We start from the raw sequence: 19275 nt of genomic DNA, 5'->3' as shown, positions 1-19275 counted from the left end.
GGCGTCTACAGCGCCGGCATCCCGTACCAATGAAATCGACCTTCCTACCGGACGTGACATGACGCGACTCCCCAATCGCCGCCTGCTGGCCCTCGCCCTCGCCGCCGTCACCGGCGCTCCCGCCCTGGCCCAGGCAGCCGAGCCCTTCACTGTCAGCGACATCCGCGTCGACGGCCTGCAGCGCATCAGTTCGGGTACGGTGTTCACCTACCTGCCGGTGGAACGTGGCGAGACGGTCACCGACAGCAAGGTCGGCGAGACCATCCGCGCCCTCTACAAGACCGGCTTCTTCGAAGACGTGCAGCTGGATCGCCAGGGCAACATCCTGGTCGTGACCGTCAAGGAACGCCCGGCGATCAACAAGCTGACCGTGACCGGCAACAAGGACATCAAGTCCGACCAGCTGCTCAAGGGCCTGTCCGACATCGGCCTGACCGAGGGCGGCACCTTCGACCGCCTGAGCCTGGACCGCGTGACGCAGGAACTGCGCCGCCAGTACAACGACCGTGGCAAGTACAACGTCGAGATCACCCCGACGGTGAGCCCGCTGGACCGCAACCGCGTGGACATCGCCATCGCGATCAAGGAAGGCAAGGCCGCCAAGATCCAGCACGTCAACCTGGTCGGTACCGAGAAGTACGCCAGCGAGGACATCCTGGAAACCTGGGAATCCAAGGAGCACAACTGGGCGTCGTGGTACCGCCGCGATGACCAGTACTCCAAGGAGAAGCTGTCCGGTGACCTGGAAAAGCTGAACTCCTGGTACCTGGACCGCGGCTACGTCGACTTCAGCATCGACTCGACCCAGGTCTCGATCAGCCCGGACAAGCGCGACATGTTCGTGACGGCCGGCGTGACCGAAGGCAACCAGTACAAGATCTCCGAGATCAAGGTCAGCGGCGACACCGTCCTGCCGCAGGAAGATGTCGAGCGCATGGTCGTGCAGCGCGCCGGCGACACGTTCTCGCGTGCGCTGCTGGAGTTCAGCTCCGACGCGATCACCAATTCGCTGTCCAACATCGGCTACGCGTTCGCCAAGGTGAACCCGATCCCGACCACCAACCGTGCCGAGCAGACCGTCGCGGTGAACATGCAGGTCGTCCCCGGCCCGCGCGTGTCGGTGCGCCGGATCATCTTCAAGGGCAACACCCGCACCTCCGACGAAGTGATGCGTCGCGAAATGCGCCAGTTCGAGAACAGCTGGTACTCGCAGGCCGCGATCGACCGTTCCAAGATCCGCCTGCAGCGCTTGGGCTACTTCGAGTCGGTGGACGTTGAAACCCCGCCGGTCAGTGGCAGCAACGACCAGGTCGACGTGGTCTACAACGTCAAGGAAACCACCTCGGGCAGCTTCGTGTTCGGCCTGGGCTACTCGCAGTCCTACGGCATGACCACCTCGGTGCAGCTGTCGCAGAACAACTTCCTCGGCGGCGGCAACCGCGTGTCGGTGGAAGCCTCGCGCAGCAGCTACCTGCAGCGCTACGGCTTCAGCTACACCAACCCGTACTTCACCGATGACGGCGTGTCGCTGGGCTACAACCTGTCCTGGCGCGAACTGGATTACTCCGACTTCAACACCGCGCAGTACAACAGCACCAATGGTTCGGCGCAGGTGGTGTTCGGCGTGCCGCTGACCGAGACCGACAGCGTTTCGCTGATGTTCGGCATCGACAGCAACCAGATTTCGACGTACGCCAACGCTACCCCCCAGTCGATCATCGACTACATCAATGCCATCGGCACGCGCACGTTCCACGCCTGGCGCACCGAACTGGGCTGGGCACGCGATTCGCGCAACGATTACTTCATGCCGACCCGCGGTACCTACCAGCGCATCGGCCTGGAAACCACCCTGCCGGGTTCGACCGTCGAGTACTTCAAGCTGAACTATCAGATCAGCAAGTACTGGCCGATCATGCCATCGCTGGTGATCAACACCCGTGCGGAAATCGGCTACGGCGACAGCTACGGCAAGGATTACACCCGCAACATCTGCTACACCCCGCCGACCACCGACAATCCGAACCCGACCCAGACCGTGGACTGCACCCCGGCCTCCTCGGATTACATCAAGACGGTGACCGGCACCGGCCTGCCGTTCTACGAGAACTTCTACGCCGGCGGCACCAATTCGGTGCGCGGCTTCGAAGACAACACCCTCGGCCCGCGCGAGGTGACCTCGGGTTACCCGAACGGCCAGCCGCTCGGTGGCTCGGTGAAGACCGTCGGTTCGGTCGAAGCGTACTTCCCGCGCCTGTTCGACAGCCCGTCGGCACGCGTGTCGGCCTTCCTGGACTTCGGTAACGTCTACAACGGCACCAAGAACTTCAAGGCCAACGAACTGCGCGTGTCCACCGGTGTGGCCCTGCTGTGGCGCGCCCCGGTCGGCCCGATCTCGATCAGCTACGCGTTCCCGCTGAAGAAGAAGGACGGCGACGAAATCGAACGCCTGCAATTTACGTTTGGTGGCCAGTTCTAACTGGCCCCCAAACGTTCCCACGGTTTGCGATGCAAACCGCGGGGCCTATCCTGCTCCCTATCCCCCGCGCCGTTACGCATGCCATCCATGGCATGCGCCCTTCGGGCCGTTGCATAGCAACGTTGGGAATCGCTCCTGCGATTCCCAGGGGCGCGCCCCCCTTAACAGAAGGGGGGCTCTCCACCAGACGGGATACGAAGCGCCGGGCTCTGCCCGGCGTTTTCGTTTTGCAGGAGGGATGTTGGCCGCCTCTTCCCGCGGCCGCGTGAAACCATCTGGTGATGGCGCAGGGGGCTGACCAGGACCGTTGGCGCCATGGATGGCGCCATCGAGCCCCCAGGGATGGGTTTACGGCGTGTCCTGGGCAGCTCCCTGCGCCATCGCCCCGGGATATCAGGCAGGCGCCGCTTCAGCCCCCGCATGACCGGACTGGCTCCACACGTTAAACTCCCGCCGTGAATACTCCTACCTACACCGCCCAGCAACTCGCCGATCAGTTCGGCCTGCAGGTCCATGGCGACCCCGCCACCGCCATCCGTGGCGTGGCCACCCTCGCCCATGCCGGTGCCGGCCAGCTGACCTTCCTTGCCAACCCGCGCTACCGCGCGCAGCTGGCCGACAGCCAGGCCTCGCTGGTGGTCCTGCGTGCCGAAGACGCCGAGGCCGCCCCCGGCGCCGCGCTCGTCGCCAAGGATCCCTACACCACCTTCGCCAAGATCGCCGCGCTGTTCGACGTCGCGCCGGTCCGTGAGCCGGGCATCCATCCCAGCGCGGTCATCGACCCGCAGGCCCAGGTGGCCGCCAGCGCCCACATCGGCCCGTTCGTCACCATCGGTGCGCGCAGCGTGGTCGGCGAGAACTGCATCATCGGCGCCGGCAGCATCATCGGCGAAGACTGCACCCTCGACAGTGGCTGCGAACTGATCGCCCGCGTCACCCTGGTCACCCGCGTGAAGCTCGGCAAGCGCGTGCGCATCCATCCCGGTGCCGTGCTCGGCGCCGATGGCTTCGGCCTGGCGATGGACGCCGGCAAGTGGATCAAGGTGCCTCAGCTGGGTGGCGTGCGCATCGGCGACGACTGCGAGATCGGCGCCAATACCTGCGTCGACCGCGGTGCGCTGGAAGACACCGTGCTGGCCGAAGACGTGCGCCTGGACAACCTGGTGCAGATCGCGCACAACGTGCAGATCGGCGCCCACTCGGCCATCGCCGGCTGCACCGGCATCGCCGGCAGCGCCAAGATCGGCCGTTACTGCCTGCTCGGCGGCGCCGTGGGCGTCGTCGGCCACCTGGAAATCTGCGACAAGGTCGTGATCACCGGTAAGTCGGTGGTCCGCAACTCCATCACCGAGCCGGGCGAATACTCGTCCGGAACGCCCCTGACCGACAACCGCACGTGGCGCAAGAACGCCGCGCGCTTCAAGCAGCTTGATGCACTGGCCCGTCGCATCCTGTCTGTGAGCAAGGAGAAAGAATGAGCCAGCCCCAGACCCTGCCGGACATGGCACAGATCCAGACGCTGCTGCCGCACCGCTACCCGTTCCTGCTGGTCGACAAAGTGCTGTCGATCGACTACGAAGCCCGCAAGATCGTCGCCACCAAGAACGTCAGCATCAACGAGCCGTTCTTCCAGGGCCACTTCCCCAACCAGCCGATCATGCCGGGCGTGCTGATCATCGAAGCCATGGCCCAGGCCGGCGGCGTGCTGACCCAGCTCACCCTGGGCCGCGATTCGCAGTCCAAGCTGTTCTACATGGTCAAGGTCGACAAGGCCCGCTTCACCAAGCAGGTGGTGCCGGGCGACGTGCTGGAAATGCACGTCGAGATCAAGCGCGTGATCCGCAACATGGCCGTGTATGACTGCGTGGCCAAGGTCGACGGTGAAGTCGTCGCCTGCGCCGAGGTGCTGTGCGCCGGCACCCGCGATTGACCCTGTACGGAGGAACGAGATGACCGATAGCGCTCCCCTGATCCATCCCACCGCGGTGATCGATCCGTCAGCACGACTGGCCGACGACGTCCGAGTGGGCGCGTTCACGATCATCGGTCCCGACGTCGAGATCGGCGCCGGCACCGAGGTCGGTCCGCACTGCAGCATCCACGGCCCGACCCGGATCGGCCGCGACAACCGTTTCATCGGCCACGTCGCGGTCGGTGGCGAGCCGCAGGACAAGAAGTTCGCCGGTGAACGCACCGAACTGGTGATCGGCGACCGCAACGTGTTCCGCGAGTTCGTCACCCTCAACCGCGGCACCGGCGGCGGCGGTGGCATCACTACCATCGGCGACGACAACTGGATGCTGGCGTACACGCACGTGGCCCACGACTGCCACGTCGGCAACTTCTGCGTGTTCTCCAACAACACCACCCTGGCCGGGCATGTCACCGTCGGCGACTACGTGATCATCAGCGGCTTCGCCGGTGCCCACCAGTTCTGCCGCATCGGTGCCCACGCCTTCCTCGGCATGGGCGCTCTGACCAACGGCGATGTGCCGCCGTTCACCATGGTCGGCACCGATTCACTGGGCCGCCCGCGTGGCATCAACAGCGAAGGCCTCAAGCGCCGCGGCTTCGACGCCGAGCGCATCACCGCCATCAAGCGTGCCTACCGCACCCTGTACGTGGCCGGCCTGCCGCTGGCCGAAGCCAAGCAGCAGCTGGCCGAGCAGGCACAGGCCAGCGATGACGTCCGCTCCATGCTGGACTTCATCGAGCACACCGAGAGGCACCTGCTGCGATGAGCAGCACGACCGGCCAGGCGCCGGCCGGCGCTGCCGTCATCCCGCTGGCCTCGATGGCCGGCAGCGTGCCGGCGCAGCGGGTGCTCAGCGAGCGCCCGTTGCGGATCGCGCTGGTGGCGGGCGAAGCATCCGGCGACCTGCTCGGTGCGGGCCTGGTGCGTGAGCTGAAGGCCCGCTTCCCGCATGCCGAATTCGCCGGCATCGGCGGCGATGCCATGCGCACCGCCGGCTGCCAGACCTGGCACGACGCCAGCGAGCTGGCGGTGATGGGCCTGACCGAAGTGCTGCGCCACCTGCCGCGCCTGCTCAAGCTGCGCTCGGCGTTCCGCGAGCGTGCGCTGGCGTGGCAGCCGGATGTGTTCATCGGCATCGACGCCCCGGATTTCAACCTGGGCATCGAGCGCTGGTTGAAGCAGCGCGGCATTCCCACCGTGCATTACGTCAGCCCCTCGGTCTGGGCCTGGCGCGAGAAGCGCGCGGAGAAGATCGGCAGCAGTGCCGACCTGGTGCTGTGCCTGTTCCCGATGGAACCGCCCATCTACGCAAAGCACGGCATCGATGCGCGTTTTGTCGGCCACCCGATGGCCGATGACATTCCGCTGCACGGTGACCGCGACGCAGCCCGCGCCGCGCTCGGCCTGCCCGCTTCGGCCAAGGTGCTGGCGGTGCTGCCGGGCAGCCGCCTGGGCGAGATCTCGCGCCTGGGCGAACCGTTCTTCGAAGCGGCCTGGCAGGTCTCCGAACGCATCCCCGGCCTGCACGTGGTGGTGCCGGCGGCCAATGCCGCCTGCCGCCGCCTGATCGAGGAACAGCTGTCACGCTCGGCGCTGCCGGTGGCGTACTCGCATGTGCTCGATGGCCAGGCCCGCACGGCGATGATCGCCGCCGACGTGGTGGTGCTGGCTTCCGGCACGGCCACCCTGGAGGCGATGCTGGTGAAGCGGCCGATGGTGGTCGGCTACCGGGTCAATGAACTGACCTATCGCCTGGTGAAGGCGTTGGGCCTGATCAAGGTCGACCGCTTCGCCCTGCCCAACATCCTCGCCGCGCAGGATCTTGCCCCGGAACTGATGCAGCACGACTGCACGCCGGACAAGCTGGCCGCGGCCATCCAGCAGTGGTTCGACCACCCGCAGCGCACCGCCGACCTGCAGGGCACCTACGAGCGCCTGCACGAACGCCTGCGCCGCAATGCTTCCGCCCGTGCCGCCGACGCGGTGGGCGAGCTGCTGGTGCGCAACCAGGAACCCGCATGAGCCGTCGCGCTGCCGCTGCGGCCAGCCTGGCCCTGTTCGATGGCGCGACGCTGGTCGAGCCGGAGCGCCTGGTGGCCGGCGTCGACGAAGCCGGCCGCGGGCCCTTGGCCGGCCCGGTGGCCGTGGCCGCCGTGGTGTTCGACCCGGCGCGGCCGCGCATCAACGGCCTGGACGATTCCAAGCAGCTGACCGCGGCGCGCCGCGAACAGCTGCACGACCGCATCATCGAACGGGCGCTGGCCTGGAAAGTGGTGCTGGTGGACGTGAACGCCATCGACCGCCTGAACATCTACCAGGCCACCCTGCAGGGCATGCGCGATGTGGTGGCGGCCGTGGCCCACGTGGCCGGCTTCGCCCGCATCGATGGCAACGTCGTGCCCAAGGGCCTGGTGCTGCCGGCGCAGGCGCTGGTCGGCGGCGATGGCATCGACCGCGCGATCATGGCCGCCTCGATCCTGGCCAAGGTCTCGCGCGACCGCTACATGCAGGACCTGCACGTGCGGCACCCGCAGTACGGCTTCGACCAGCACAAGGGCTACGGCACCCCGGCCCACCTGGCCGCGCTGCGCGCGCATGGCCCCTGTGACGAGCACCGCCGCAGCTTCACCCCGGTGCGTGAATGCCTGGACGTGCCGCAGGTTGTGGCCGCCGACATCGCGATTGCCTGAACAACGGCCGCCGGGCATGGCCCGGCGCTACCGTGAACGCGTGAACGCACCGGCGGCAATCGCGCAATCGCCGTACCGTCAAGCCTTGTCGCCACCCCCTGCCCTCGCTACCCTGACCGGGCACTCCAGCGCTTCCCGACCCCGGCGACGATTCCCCCGTCAGCACCCGGGGCCCGCGCGCTCCAACCTGGTCCGGCATGTCCAACTCCCGCTTCGTACATCTCCACGTCCACACCGAGTTCTCGCTGGCGGACTCGACCATCCGCGTGCCGGCCAAACCGGACCAGGCGGACCCGAAAAAGGCCAAGCAGGCCAACCTGCTGTCGCGCTCGGTCGAACTCGGCATGCCCGCGCTGGCGGTGACCGACCTGAACAACCTGTTCGCCCTGGTCAAGTTCTACAAGGCCGCCGAAGGCGTGGGCATCAAGCCCATTGCCGGCGCCGACGTGATGATCACCGAGGACGGCCAGGACCCGTGGCGGATGACCCTGCTGTGCCGCGACCGCGAGGGCTACCTGAGCCTGTCGCGGCTGCTGACCCGCGCCTGGATGGAAGGCCACCGTCCCGAAGGCGGCGTGGCCATCCACCCGGACTGGCTGAAGGCGGGCAATGCCAACCTGTTCGCCCTGGCCGGCCGTGACAGCCTGGCCGGCCGCCTGGCGCTGGACGGCAAGCACGATCTGGCCGAGCAGCAGCTGGCCGACTGGCAGCGCGCCTTCGGCGACGGCCTGCACCTGGAACTGACCCGCACCGGCCGCGAAGGCGAGGAAACCTTCAACCGCTTCGCGCTGATGGCCGCCGGCCAGCGCGGCCTGCCGGTGGTGGCCAGCAACGACGTGCGCTTCCTGGCGCCGACCGATTTCAGCGCCCACGAAGCACGCGTCTGCATCTCCACCGGCCGCGTACTGGACGACCCCAAGCGCCCGCGCGACTACAGCGACCAGCAGTACCTGAAGTCAGCCGAGGAGATGTGCGAGCTGTTCGCCGACATCCCCGATGCGATCGACAACACGCTGGCCCTGGCCGAGCGCTGCAACATCGAGATGCGGCTGGGCACCTACTTCCTGCCCAACTACCCGGTGCCCGACGACGAGACCCTGGACACCTGGATCCAGAAGATGTCGCGCGACGGCCTGGAAGAGCGCCTGCAGAAGAATCCGCTGGCGCCGGGCAAGACCCGCGAAGAGTATTTCGAACGCCTGGAGTTCGAGCTCAACACCATCATCAAGATGGGCTTCCCGGGTTACTTCCTGATCGTTGCCGACTTCATCCAGTGGGGCAAGAACCAGGGCATCCCGATCGGCCCCGGCCGTGGTTCGGGTGCCGGTTCGCTGGTGGCGTGGGCGCTGAAGATCACCGATCTGGACCCGCTGCCGTACAACCTGCTGTTCGAGCGATTCCTGAACCCGGAACGCGTGTCGATGCCCGACTTCGACATCGACTTCTGCATGGACCGCCGCGACGAGGTGATCGACTACGTCGCGCGCAAGTACGGCCGCGAACGCGTCAGCCAGATCATCACCTACGGCACCATGGCGGCCAAGGCCGTGGTGCGCGACTCCGGCCGCGTACTGGGCTTCCCGTACGGCCTGGTGGACGGCGTTTCCAAGCTGATCCCGAACATCCTCGGCATCCACCTGAAGGATGCGCTGGGCAAGGGCAAGGAAGGCCCGAGCTCGGAAATGGCGTCGGCCGAACTGATCCAGCGCTACGAGAGCGAGGACGATGTCCGCGACCTGATCGACCTGGCGCTGCAGCTGGAAGACCTGACCCGCAACGCCGGCAAGCACGCCGGTGGCGTGGTGATCGGGCCCGAGCCGCTGAGCGAGTTCTGCCCGCTGTACGCCGAACACGATGAGAACGGCCTGGGCAAGAACCCGGTCACCCAGTTCGACAAGAACGACGTGGAAGAAGTCGGCCTGGTGAAGTTCGACTTCCTCGGCCTGCGCACGCTGACGATCATCGACTGGGCGGTGAAGGCGATCAACAAGCGCCACGAGCGCGCCGGCATCCCGCCGGTGGATATCGCCGCGATCCCGCTGGACGATGCGCCCACCTACAAGGACATCTTCGCCAACGGCAACACCGGCGCGGTGTTCCAGTTCGAATCCTCGGGCATGCGCCGCCTGCTGAAGGACGCGCGCCCCGACCGTTTCGAAGACCTCATCGCGCTGGTGTCGCTGTACCGACCCGGCCCGATGGACCTGATTCCTTCCTTCAACGCGCGTAAGCACGGCCAGGAAGAAATCATCTATCCCGATCCGCGCACCGAAGCGATCCTGAAAGACACCTACGGCATCATGGTGTACCAGGAGCAGGTGATGCAGATGGCGCAGATCGTCGGCGGCTACTCGCTGGGCGGCGCCGACCTGCTGCGCCGTGCGATGGGCAAGAAGGTGCCGGCCGAAATGGCCAAGCACCGCGAGATCTTCCGCGAGGGCGCGGCCAAGGACGGCGTCGACGAAGCCAAGGCCGATGCGATCTTCGACCTGATGGAGAAGTTCGCCGGCTACGGCTTCAACAAGTCGCACGCCGCCGCCTACGCGCTGGTCAGCTACCAGACCGCCTGGCTCAAGCGCCATTACCCGGCCGAGTTCATGGCGGCCACGCTGTCCTCGGACCTGGACAACACCGAAAAGGTGGTCGGCTTCCTGGACGAGGTGCGCAACCTCGGCCTGACCGTGCTGCCGCCGAAGGTGAACCACTCTGCGTTCATGTTCGAAGCGGTCACGCCGGACACCATCCAGTACGGCCTGGGCGCGATCAAGGGCGTCGGCCAGGGTGCCTGCGAAGCCGTGGTAGACGAGCGCCTGAAGGGCGGCGACTACAAGGACCTGCTCGACTTCTGCACCCGCGTCGGTTCGGCCAAGCTCAACCGGCGCACGCTGGAAGCGATGATCAACTGCGGCGCGCTGGACGAACTGGGCCACAACCGCGCCTCGTTGATGCTGCAGCTGCCGGAAGTGATCAAGGCCACCGACCAGATGGCGCGCGAGCGTGCCTCGGGCCAGAACTCGCTGTTCGGCGGCCCCGATCCGAGCACGGTGACCATCCAGCTGGACCTGGTCGAAGCCGAGGAATGGCCGCTGCTGCAGCGCCTGAACGGCGAGCGCGACACGCTCGGTTTCTACCTCAGCGGCCATCCGTTCGACCCTTGGCGCGACGATGTGCGCGACCTGGTCGGCAACGACCTGGGCTCGGTGGAAAAGATCTGGAGTTCCAGCAACAGCGGTGGCGGCGGTGGCAACGGCGGCGAGAAGCGCTGGCGCCCGGAAGTGCCGACCGTGCTGGCCGGCCAGGTGGTCGGCGTGCGCCGCAAGGGCGAAAGCCAGATCTTCATCCAGCTCGAGGACGGCCGCGGCCGCGTCGAGTGCAGCGCGTTCTCCGACGCCATGGCCGAGTTCGGCCACCTGATGACCAAGGACCGCATCCTGGTGGTCAAGGGCGGCCTGCGCGAGGACGAGTTCAACGGCGGCTACGCGCTGCGCATCCGCCAGTGCTGGGACTTCGATGAAGTCTGCGCCAACTACGCCACGCGCCTGTCGCTGCGCCTGGACCTGCGCCAGCAGCGCCCGGTCTGGGAACGCGTCAATGCCCTGCTCGACCGCCATCGCCCCGGGCGTACGCCGCTGCGCCTGGACCTGCTGCTGAAGGGCCCGCAGGGCGGCGTGGCCGGCATGCTCGACGTGTCCGGGCAGAGCGCGGTGCGCATCGACTCCAAGCTGATGGAGGCGCTGCGCGCCGATCCGGCCGTGCGCACGCTGAAAGTGCGCTACAGCCCGCCGTGGGCCAACTGAGGCTGGCCCACGCCCCAGGCTGACTGGCGCCCCCTGCCCGGCTGGGGTACCGTCGCCTTCCAGACGAAGGCGTACGGGCCATTGCTGCGCATTCGGCTAGAATTCCCCTCTTCTTTACACGACGGCTTCCGATGAATCCGAATTACCTCGACTTCGAGCAACCCATCGCCGACCTGGAAGCCAAGATCCAGGAACTGCGCAACGCCAGTGCCGGACCGGCGGTCAATGTCGAGGCCGAGGTTCACGCCCTGCAGGACAAGCTGCGCCTGCGCACCGCGCAGATCTTCCGCAACCTGACCTCCTGGCAGGTGCTGCAGCTGGCCCGTCACCCGTCGCGTCCGTACACCGCCGATTACCTGCGCATCATCTTCGATGAATTCCAGGAACTGGCCGGTGACCGCGCCTTCGCCGACGACAAGGCCATCATGGGTGGCCTGGCCCGCATCAACGGCCGCTCGGTGATGGTGATCGGCCACCAGAAGGGCCGCGACACCAAGGAAAAGATCAAGCGCAACTTCGGCATGCCCAAGCCGGAGGGCTACCGCAAGGCCCTGCGCCTGATGAAGATGGCCGAACGCTTCGGCCTGCCGGTGCTGACCCTGATCGACACCGCCGGCGCCTGGCCGGGCATCGACGCCGAATCGCGCGGCCAGTCCGAAGCGATCGCGCGCAACCTGATGGAAATGGCCGAGCTGAAGGTGCCGATCATCTGCACCGTCATCGGTGAAGGTGGTTCCGGTGGCGCGCTGGCGCTGGGCGTGGGCGACCGCACCGTGATGCTGGAATACGCGGTGTACTCGACCATCACCCCGGAAGGCTGCGCCTCGATCCTGTGGAAGGACGCCGGCAAGGCCAAGGACGCCGCCGAACAGCTGGGCCTGACCGCCCCGCGCCTGAAGGGCCTGGGCCTGGTCGACAAGGTCGTGCGCGAGCCGACCGGTGGTGCCCACCGCAACCCGACCCAGATGGCCAAGCGCCTGAAGGCCGTGCTGCTGAACGAGCTGGAAGCGCTGGACAAGCTGTCCACCGAACAGCTGCTGGAACAGCGCTACACCCGCCTGCGCAGCTACGGCTCCTACGAAGCCGCATAAGCCTGGTAGTGCCGGCCGCTGGCCGGCAACAGGCAGGTGAACGCGCAAACGAAAGAGCCGGCAGATGCCCGGGTCTTTTCTTTTGCGCGTTGACGGCATCCACGCCTCAGAACGGCTTGGCCAGCACCAGCCAGACGATCGGGATGAAGGCCAGCAGCGGAATCTCGTTGATCCAGCGCAGCGCGCGCGAGGACGGCAGCGCGCGGCCCTTGGCCACGCCCTTCAGCAGGCGCCCGGTCCAGATGAAGTACACCAGCAGCAGCACCACGAGGCCCAGCTTGGCGTGCAGCCAGCCGGCGCCACCGGGCGCGACCATGGTCGGGAAATCGGGGATGACCTTGTAGCCCAGCCACAGCACCAGGCCCAGCACGAAGGCCAGGCCGAACATCGAATGGCCGAAGCGGTACAGGCGCAGGCCCATCAGCTGCAGGCGCTCGCCCACCGCCGGCTGGCCCGCGGTTTCGGCCAGGTTCACCAGGATGCGCGGCAGGTAGAACACCGTTGCCATCCAGGCCACCACGAACACGATGTGGAAGGTCTTGACCCAGTAATAGCTCTGCATGCGCTCGCTCCAGCGGCTGGCGGGGATGGGCGCCCATTGTCGCAGTAGAGCCACCCCATGGGTGGATGCCGCGGCCAATCGACGCACGCACCATCGCAGCCACGCATGGCGTGGCTCTACTGCCGGTTCGCCCGCCGGTCGCAGTAGAGCCATCCCATGGATGGCTGCCCACCGCACCATCGCAGCCACGCATGGCGTGGCTCTACTGCCGGTTCGCCCGCCGGTCGCAGTAGAGCCACCCCATGGGTGGATGCCGCGGCCAATCGACGCACCCGTGGCCGCGACGCCTTACGATAGGCGCCGTTTCCGCCCTCAAGCGTGCCCTGCCCCATGGACAAGACCTACGACGCCGCCTATTTCCAACGCTGGTACCGCCGTGCCGACATCGGCGGCAGTGCCCGCCTGGCGCGCAAGGTCGCCCTGGCCGTGGCCACCGCCGAGTACTACCTGGAACGACCGGTGCGCAGCGTGCTCGACATCGGCTGCGGCGAAGGCGCCTGGCGCGCGCCACTGCTGAAGCTGCGTCCGAAGGTCCAATACCTTGGCTTCGACAGCAGCGAGTACGCTGTGCGCCGTTACGGACGTACCCGCAACCTGCACATGGCCAGCTTCGGCGATTTCGCCTGGCTGCGGCCCTGCGCCCCGGTCGACCTGCTGGTGTGTTCGGACGTGATGCACTACGTGCCCGACCGCGAGTTGCGGGCCGGCCTGGCCGGCGTGGCCGAGCTGACCGGCGGCGTGGCCTTCCTGGAGACCTTTGCCGCCGAAGATGAGTTCGACGGCGATCACGAGGGCTTCCAGGCCCGGCCGGCGCGCTGGTACCGCCGCGAGCTGGGCCGCCAGGGCCTGCAGGCCATCGGTTCACACCTGTGGCTGGGCCCCGGCCTGGCCGACGAGGCCGCCGCGCTGGAAAAGATGTGAATCCGGATTCATTATTTTTACCCGACTTAACCTCCGGGACACCCGGATGGGATATGCTGCGCGGCAACATATGACCATACATATTCGGTCGTCATGCTCTATCAACTACACGAACTGACCCGCAACCTGCTCGCCCCCTGGGTGCACCAGGCCCAGGCCAACGCCAGATTCTTCGCCAACCAGGGCCACTGGTGGTCGCAGATGCCGGGCGCTGATCGCCTGGCGGCGGTCAATGAACTCTTCCATCGCATCGGCAAGGATTACGAGAAGCCCGAATGGGGCATCAACGAAATCGAGGTCGAAGGCGAGCGCGTGCCGATCGTCGTGCACGAGGAAGTGAGCAAGCCGTTCTGCAAGCTGCTGCGCTTCAAGCGCCACAGCAACGAAGCCGACCAGCTGCACACCATGCTCAACCAGCCGTTCGTGCTGGTGGTGGCGCCGCTGTCGGGCCACCACGCCACGCTGCTGCGCGATACCGTGCGCACGTTGCTGCGCGACCACCGCGTGTACGTCACCGACTGGGTGGACGCGCGCATGGTGCCGGCCAGCGAAGGTGAGTTCGGCCTGGACGACTACATCGCCTACATCCAGGAGTTCATCCGCCACCTCGGCGTCGAGCGCCTGCACGTGGTGAGCGTGTGCCAGCCGACCGTGCCGGTATTGGCTGCGGTTTCGCTGATGGCCAGCCGTGGCGAGCCGACCCCGCGCACGCTGGTGATGATGGGTGGCCCGATCGATGCGCGCTGCAGCCCCACCGCAGTGAACAACCTGGCCACGCAGAACCCGCTGTCGTGGTTCGAGAACAACGTCATCCACACCGTGCCGGCCAGCTACCCCGGCGCCGGCCGTCGCGTGTACCCGGGCTTCCTGCAGCACGCCGGCTTCCTGTCGATGAACCCCAGCCGCCACTTCAGTTCGCACTGGGATTTCTACACCGACCTGGTCAAGGGCGATCTGGAAGACGCCGACGCGCACCGCAATTTCTACGACGAGTACAACGCCGTGCTCGACATGCCGGCCAAGTACTACCTGGATACCATTTCGGTGGTGTTCCAGGACTTCCTGCTGCCGCGTGGCGAGTGGGTGGTCAACGGCGAGAAGGTCGACCCGTCGGCCATCCGCGATACTGCCCTGCTGAGCATCGAAGGCGAGCTGGATGACATCGCCGGCCTCGGCCAGACCGAAGCGGCGCAGGCGCTGTGCACCGGCATCGCGGCCGACCGCCGCGAGCACTTCATCGTCGAGGGCGCCGGCCACTACGGCATCTTCAGCGGCCGCCGCTGGCGCGAAGTGGTGTACCCGAAGGTGCGCGATTTCTTCGCCGCCCATGCCGAGGCACCGGCCGCCAAGGCCACGAAGAAGAAGAGCAACGTCACCCCGTTGCGGCGCAAGGCGGGGTAAGACCCCGCCGTGGGGTCAGATCCCTTTCCAACGGAAAGGGCTCTGACCCCAGCGCGAAGACCCCAGCGCGATGGGATCCGGGGTCAGAGCCCTGTTCTGCGAACAGGGATCCGCCCCTTGTGCGGTTACAACCGCACCAGCAGGTTCTTGGCCAGCAGACCATGCAGCTTGCCGATGCCACGGGCCAGGTGCATCGTCACCAGCAGCAGCAGCGCGCCCACCACCGCCAGCACCGGCGTGAACGCCAGCGGCAGCACGTTGGTGCCATCGATGTAGATGCTCGGCGCGGTCGAGTCGAACAGCGCCGCCACCGGCGACCAGATGAAGGCCAGCGACACCGCCAGCAGGGTCACCGCGATGGTGAAGTAGACGATGCCCAGCGGCAGCATCAGCAGGAAGTACAGCAGCGTCAGCCAGGTGCGGCCATCGGTGAACATGTCGCCGATGCGCTGCAGCCAGGTGCGGCTGCGGTCGGTGTACTGCGGCCGACGCGGCATGCGCTCGCCCAGCAGCGCTTCCACCAGCCGCCCTTCCAGCAGCGCCAGCCCGCGCACCGAGCCGAAGAACAGCACCGTCAGCGGTATGCCGATGATCAGGATCATCAGGCCCAGCGACAGCGACAGCCCGGTCACCACCCAGCTGAAGAAGAACGTGCCCGTGGCCAGCGACAGCAGCATGTAGAACAGCGCGCCATAGGTGTGCGGGTCCAGCACCACGCCGAAGAAGCGCGCCATCAGCGACCGCTGCACCGGCGCAGCGGTCGGCGCGGCCGGTGCCACGCCACTGGCCTCGGCGGCGGCGCGCAGCACCGGGCTGGTGTCGGCACGCGGCGTACGCAGCGCGCGGTTCACGGTCACCTCGGTCTCGCGGTAGATCTCGGCCACTTCCTCCGGCGCGCCGTAGCTGCCGGCCACATCGGCGATGACGTCGGCCTCGCTGCGGCCCGGCTGCGCGGCCAGTTCGGAGCGCAGGTACTCCTCGGCGTCGTAGAGGGCATCCTGCACCATCGCCGGATCGGCACCCTGCAGCGCCGCGCGCAGCTGCGCCAGGTACTGCGCGATCGTGGTGGGCAGGCCACTGCCTGCCAGGTTCTGCTCGTTCATTGCGGTACCCCCTCCAACACGGAATCGACGGAATCGCGGGTGGCCTGCCAGGCCTGGCGCCACTGCGCCAGCACCTCGTGGCCACGTTCATTGATGCGGTAGTAGCGCCGCGGCGGCCCACTGCTGGACGGCTCGACGTGGCTTTCCAGCAGGCCGGCGCCCTCCAGGTTGCGCAGCACCGGGTACAGCGCGCTCTGCTTGCCGCTCAGCACGCCGTCACCCACGCGCTCCAGCTCCTTGGCGATCAGGTAGCCATACAGCGGCTCCCCGGCCCGGGCCAGCACCGCCAGCAGGGCCAGCGACACGGTTCCGGCGCTGAGCTCCTTCTGGAACTTCTTCAGGTGGACGTCGTCGTCTGACATGCCCGGTCCTCCACTACGTTGAAGTCAACAGTAGTGCGAAGTCCGGTATAGCGAATGTGTCGTTAGTCACCCTGCCCTGCGGCGCGGGCGATCAGGCCTGCCGCACGGCTGCCAGCACCCGGGTGGCGGTCGCCTCGGGCAAGGCATGACGGCGCTGCTCCAGCCGGCTGACCAGTGCCTGCCGCCGGGCGGCGCCCAGTGGCGAGTACTGCCCGCTCACCCGAAGCCAGTCCTGCACGAGCCGGAGGTGCCACGCACGCTCATCCTCGCGCTGCGGCACCGCATCCAGCAGCAGGTCGAGGTGCTGCCACAAGGGCAGCTTCGTCAGCTGCGCGAGCAGGCCCGCCTGTGCCACCGGCGAAGGACCGTCGTGACAGAACGCGAGCAGTCGCGGCGCGTCGAGCTCCGCCGCCCACAGCACGGTGGCGCTGGCCAGCAACGCATTCACCGTCCGTCCCCGCATCTCCAGCGCCTCGCGCAGCAACGCCAGGCCGGCACCGCCCTCGGCCCGCACCCAACCGCGCAGGCAGGAACGCTGATGCCGCGGCGACACCTGCGGCAACAGGGTGCGCAGTGCAGGCACATCCTTCGCCTCGGCGTGGTCGGCCAGCGCTTCCAATGCTTCGCGCCATCGCCCGCGACGCCGGTGCGTGAGTTCGTCGCGCCACAATGCGATGGCCGGCGTGGCCTGCCGCTGCTGGAGCAGCCACGCCGCCAACCGGCGCACGCCACGCGAACGGTCGAATGCCGCGGCTTCGATGTATGCATCCAGGTCGGCCACCTCGCGCTCGGCCAGCGCACGCAACGCGGCGCTACGCACCCTGCTTGATGGCGCAGACAATGCCAGCGCGCACTGCGTTTCGATCTCCGCGGGCTCACCGTGCTGCAGAAGATCGGCAAGTGCCAGATGCGAGACGTGTGGATCGCTGTCCAGAATCGCGTGCGCACGCAACGCTGCCCGGTCCGGATGACTGCGCAGGGCGACGACATGGGCCACCCGCCGGGTGCGTGCGTCGGGATGGCCCAGCAGTCCTTCGAGCACTGCGCGATTGGAGGGCGATGACAACCCTGCGAACAGGGTGCCCTCGAGCCACGCCCGGTCAACGCGCTGCGCATCGCGCAAGCGGACAGCGATCGGCCAAGCCTTGAGCACGTGCTGCACCGCGCACTGCCCGAGCAGGGACATCACGACATCCTGCGCCACCGCACGCACTTCGGCCACCCAGTCATTGCAGCGGAGCAAGGCGCAGGACAACGTCAGATGGCTGGGTACCGAGCGCATCCGCTGCAACGCGGCCTCGCGCGTGTGACCATTGCCATCCGAGCCCGCAAGGAACAGTGCCGCCGTCTGCACATCAGCCGGCGCTGCGGCGCAGGCCTTCAGGCAGGCGAGCAGGCCATCGTCGTTGGGGGCCCACCAGCTGCGTCGACGCTCATCAAGATCGAACAACCCTCGTGGCGACAGCGTCTGCAACCAATGAAGGCGATCCACCCCCTCATCGACGACCCCCTTCAGGATCTGGTCGATCATCGCGCGCAATGTCGCCTCGTGCGTGTCGGAACGTTCCTTGCCCATTGCATGCTTCCCTGCAGAAGCTGCCAGAGTGCCGCACGCGCAGCGGCAAGGCCAGATGCCCCATGGCGCGACCACCGCTGGTGGCGCAGAATCGGCCAATACCATCGAACCGGGGATTCCATGTCGCACCGTCGTCTCGCCCTGACCGCCCTTGCCCTCGCCTGCCTGCTGCCCGCCCTGGCCAGCGCGGCCACGCCCTATCGCAGCCCGCAGCAGATCCTTGATGCGTCGGCGGCCAGCGACTGGCGTACCCCGGACCCGGCCAGCCTGCTGTACATGGATCTGCCGGCCGGACGGGTGATCATCGAGCTGGCGCCGCAGTTCGCCCCGCGCCATGTCGCCAACATCCAGACCTTCGCCCATGAGCACTTCTGGGACGGCACCAGCATCTACCGTTCGCAGGACAACTTCGTGGTGCAGTTCGGCGATGCCGACGCTGATGACGCGGCCAAGGCCAGGCCGTTCGGCAGCGCCGCGCGCAAGCTGCCGGCCGAGTTCGAACGCGCCAGCGCCGGCCTGAAGGTGAACGTGCTGCCCGACCGCGATGGCTGGGCCGCGCAGACCGGCTTCGTCGATGGTTTCCCGGTAGGCCAGGACCCGCAGGCCGGGAAGGCCTGGCTGGCGCACTGCTACGGCATGCTTGGTGCCGGCCGCAGCAACGAGGAGGACAGCAGCATCGGCGCCGAACTGTACGTGGTGACCGGGCAGTCACCGCGCCAGCTGGACCGCAACATCACCGTGGTCGGCCGCGTGCTCAAGGGCATGGAACTGCTCAGCGCGATTCCGCGCGGGCCGGCGCCGATGGGCTTCTACGAGGACCCGAAACTGCGCACGCCGATCATCTCGATCCGCCGCGCCAGCGATGTGCCGGCTGCAAAGCGCACGCCGATCCAGGTGCTGCGCACCGATTCGAAGACCTTCGCCGATACGGTGGAAGCGCGGCGCAACCGCGTGGATGACTTCTACAAGCGCCCGGCCGGGCATATCGACCTGTGCAACATTCCGGTGCCGGTGCGGTAAGGATTCGGCTTTTGCGCTGAGTGCGCGCCATGCTAGGGCGCGCGGCTGTGGCCCTTGATCTTGGGTCCGCCTTGGAGCGAGCCGAGCACCACAGGTCCGGCGAGGGCGAAGAGGCGCGGGTGTCTGAGCGCAGCGAGTTCCGCGCCGTCCCTCGACGGACCGAGGAGCGCAGGGGACCGGCGTGCGCCGCACCCCGGCTCGCGGGCGGCGGCGGGTTTATTTTTTTTATTTATTTTAAAGAGGAAAAAAAATGAAACCAAAACCCAGGCCCGGCAAAGGGCTGGCCGGCCCCGCCCCC

Annotated in this window: 15 protein-coding genes; 11 read left to right on the top strand and 4 right to left on the bottom strand. The window is 67.2% G+C overall.

Translation table 11 applies throughout. The features are described from left to right. The first annotated feature begins 58 nt into the window (after window positions 1–58). The 8 genes from bamA (at window position 59) to ACVOK1_RS01890 (ending at window position 12032) form a co-directional block, all read left to right on the top strand. Window positions 59–2479 (top strand): outer membrane protein assembly factor BamA, encoded by a 2421-nt coding sequence (bamA, locus tag ACVOK1_RS01925; protein WP_406232255.1) that lies wholly within the window; start codon window positions 59–61, stop codon window positions 2477–2479. 455 nt (window positions 2480–2934) lie between these two features. After that, window positions 2935–3957, top strand: a complete 1023-nt coding sequence (lpxD, locus tag ACVOK1_RS01920; protein ID WP_108768299.1) for a UDP-3-O-(3-hydroxymyristoyl)glucosamine N-acyltransferase — start codon at window positions 2935–2937, stop codon at window positions 3955–3957. Continuing rightward, window positions 3954–4409, top strand: a complete 456-nt coding sequence (gene fabZ, locus ACVOK1_RS01915; RefSeq protein ID WP_079221248.1) for a 3-hydroxyacyl-ACP dehydratase FabZ — start codon at window positions 3954–3956, stop codon at window positions 4407–4409. Before lpxD ends, fabZ begins: the two co-directional genes overlap by 4 nt. Before the next feature lie 19 nt (window positions 4410–4428). Further along, complete coding sequence (gene lpxA, locus ACVOK1_RS01910) at window positions 4429–5220, top strand: acyl-ACP--UDP-N-acetylglucosamine O-acyltransferase (RefSeq protein WP_108768298.1); 792 nt, start codon at window positions 4429–4431, stop codon at window positions 5218–5220. Window positions 5221–5273: 53 nt separating this feature from the next. Beyond that, the gene (gene lpxB, locus ACVOK1_RS01905; RefSeq protein WP_481560949.1) at window positions 5274–6476 is read left to right on the top strand and encodes a lipid-A-disaccharide synthase; all 1203 of its coding nucleotides are present in this window, start codon (window positions 5274–5276) and stop codon (window positions 6474–6476) included. Beyond that, window positions 6473–7144, top strand: a complete 672-nt coding sequence (locus ACVOK1_RS01900; RefSeq protein WP_481560909.1) for a ribonuclease HII — start codon at window positions 6473–6475, stop codon at window positions 7142–7144. The genes lpxB and ACVOK1_RS01900 overlap by 4 nt, the downstream gene beginning before the upstream one ends. A 197-nt stretch (window positions 7145–7341) precedes the next feature. After that, entirely contained in the window at window positions 7342–10941 is a 3600-nt protein-coding gene (gene dnaE / locus ACVOK1_RS01895; protein ID WP_481560908.1) for a DNA polymerase III subunit alpha, read from the top strand. Window positions 10942–11072: 131 nt separating this feature from the next. Further along, a complete protein-coding gene (locus tag ACVOK1_RS01890; protein WP_406232262.1) occupies window positions 11073–12032 on the top strand; it encodes an acetyl-CoA carboxylase carboxyltransferase subunit alpha in 960 nt (319 codons plus the stop codon). Window positions 12033–12138: 106 nt separating this feature from the next. Here ACVOK1_RS01890 and ACVOK1_RS01885 read toward each other — a convergent pair whose 3' ends face one another. Beyond that, entirely contained in the window at window positions 12139–12594 is a 456-nt protein-coding gene (locus ACVOK1_RS01885) for a CopD family protein (RefSeq protein ID WP_108764551.1), read from the bottom strand. Window positions 12595–12924: 330 nt separating this feature from the next. Here ACVOK1_RS01885 and ACVOK1_RS01880 point away from each other — a divergent pair, with 330 nt between their 5' ends. Together ACVOK1_RS01880 and ACVOK1_RS01875 are read left to right on the top strand one after the other, a co-directional pair. After that, the gene (locus ACVOK1_RS01880; RefSeq protein ID WP_200752161.1) at window positions 12925–13515 is read left to right on the top strand and encodes a class I SAM-dependent DNA methyltransferase; all 591 of its coding nucleotides are present in this window, start codon (window positions 12925–12927) and stop codon (window positions 13513–13515) included. A 93-nt stretch (window positions 13516–13608) separates the two neighbouring features. Next, entirely contained in the window at window positions 13609–14916 is a 1308-nt protein-coding gene (locus tag ACVOK1_RS01875) for a polyhydroxyalkanoate depolymerase (protein WP_116864359.1), read from the top strand. Window positions 14917–15041: 125 nt separating this feature from the next. Here ACVOK1_RS01875 and ACVOK1_RS01870 read toward each other — a convergent pair whose 3' ends face one another. From ACVOK1_RS01870 to ACVOK1_RS01860, 3 genes are all read right to left on the bottom strand, one after another. Further along, window positions 15042–16019, bottom strand: a complete 978-nt coding sequence (locus tag ACVOK1_RS01870) for a sensor domain-containing protein (protein ID WP_481560907.1) — start codon at window positions 16017–16019, stop codon at window positions 15042–15044. Further along, complete coding sequence (locus ACVOK1_RS01865) at window positions 16016–16381, bottom strand: PadR family transcriptional regulator (RefSeq protein WP_164271784.1); 366 nt, start codon at window positions 16379–16381, stop codon at window positions 16016–16018. The genes ACVOK1_RS01870 and ACVOK1_RS01865 overlap by 4 nt, the downstream gene beginning before the upstream one ends. Before the next feature lie 91 nt (window positions 16382–16472). Continuing rightward, entirely contained in the window at window positions 16473–17957 is a 1485-nt protein-coding gene (locus ACVOK1_RS01860; protein ID WP_481560906.1) for a HEAT repeat domain-containing protein, read from the bottom strand. Window positions 17958–18077: 120 nt separating this feature from the next. Here ACVOK1_RS01860 and ACVOK1_RS01855 point away from each other — a divergent pair, with 120 nt between their 5' ends. Next, window positions 18078–18977 carry a peptidylprolyl isomerase gene (locus ACVOK1_RS01855; protein ID WP_481560905.1) on the top strand — a complete coding sequence of 300 codons (900 nt, stop codon included), beginning with the start codon at window positions 18078–18080 and terminating at the stop codon, window positions 18975–18977. Window positions 18978–19275 lie beyond the last annotated feature (298 nt).

Source organism: Stenotrophomonas sp. STEN087, assembly GCF_056759115.1.
Note: the sequence above shows the minus strand (reverse complement) of the source record. Positions and strands in the feature narration are given on the sequence as shown.